1 protein-coding gene is annotated in these 1,102 nt (G+C 71.1%); it reads right to left on the bottom strand.

Going from position 1 to position 1,102, the window contains the following annotated elements:
- Positions 1-71 precede the first annotated feature (71 nt).
- Positions 72-992 carry an MMPL family transporter gene (locus ABZ281_RS50280; RefSeq protein WP_356665626.1) on the bottom strand — a complete coding sequence of 307 codons (921 nt, stop codon included), beginning with the start codon at positions 990-992 and terminating at the stop codon, positions 72-74.
- Between the last annotated feature and the right edge of the window lie 110 nt (positions 993-1,102).

Raw genomic sequence — 1,102 nt, 5'->3', positions numbered from 1 at the left:
GGCGCGGCCGAGGATCCTCGGCCCGATCATGCCGAGCAGCGCCGGCAGCAGCGTGATGGCGGCCAGCACCGTCAGGACGACGGTATCGCCGCGCCGATCGCCATCCCGTTGATGATGCCGACGTTCAGGGTGAGCATGCCCAGCAGCGCGACCACGACGGTCAGTCCGGCGAACACCACGGCCCGGCCGGAGGTGTTGAGGGCCTTGGCCGTCGACTCGGCCACGCCCATGCCCGCCATCAGGTTGGTGCGGTGGCGGTTGACGATGACCAGCGCGTAGTCGATACCCACGCCCAGACCGATCAGCGAACCCAGCGTCAGCGTGGTCTCGGAGAGGGGGACGGCATGGCTGAGCAGCATCACCGCGACCGCTGAGGTGCCGACGCCGGCGATGGCCGTGATGATGGGCAGCGCCGCCACCCACACCGCCCGGAAGACGAACAGCAGCACGATGAAGGCGAGGACGATGCCCATCGCGTCGGCGGCCGCGTTCGGCTCGGGATTGACGGTGAACGCCTGCCCGTTGAGCGCGATGTGCAGGCTCCCCGACTCCGGAGCCGTCGCGAGGTCCTTCACATGGTCGATCCGGGCGTCGTCGACACCGTCGTCGAACGCGACCGTCGCGTAGGCCGTCCTGCCGTCCTTGCTGATCTGGGCCTGGCCGGCGGGCATGTAGGGAGCGGTCACCGAGGCGACACCCGGGGCATCGACGATGCGCTCCAGGGCGCCGGTCATCGCCCGCTCGGCCGCGCCGCCGGTGACCTTGCCGTCGCTCACCTGCCAGACGACCCGGCCGCTCTTGCCCGCCGCGCTGCTCGCGCCCTTCTGGAGCAGAGTCGTCGCCCTGGCCGAGTCGGTGTCCTGGGAGAGCGGGCTGTTGCCGAAGCTGCTGCCGGCCGCGCCGACGGCCCCGGCCAGGGCGATCAGCAGGCCCACCCAGGCCAGGACGACGGCGAGCCGGTGCCGGTGGCACCAGCGGGCGAGAGGGGACATCGACGAGCCTTTCCAGAGGAACACGGGCCGGAATCCCGGCGCACCGCAACGCTCGCACTCCGCCGGTCTCTCGTCGTTGGCCGTTCGCGGACACTTGCCCTACTGCGATC

Origin of the sequence: Streptomyces sp. NPDC006265 (assembly GCF_040613555.1) — a bacterium.
Classification (GTDB): domain Bacteria; phylum Actinomycetota; class Actinomycetes; order Streptomycetales; family Streptomycetaceae; genus Streptomyces.
Note: the sequence above shows the minus strand (reverse complement) of the source record. Positions and strands in the feature narration are given on the sequence as shown.

Excerpts from the sequence above, each read along its gene's own strand:
- ABZ281_RS50280 (WP_356665626.1), bottom strand. The coding sequence starts at position 992 with ATGTCCCCTCTCGCCCGCTGGTGCCACCGGCACCGGCTCGCCGTCGTC.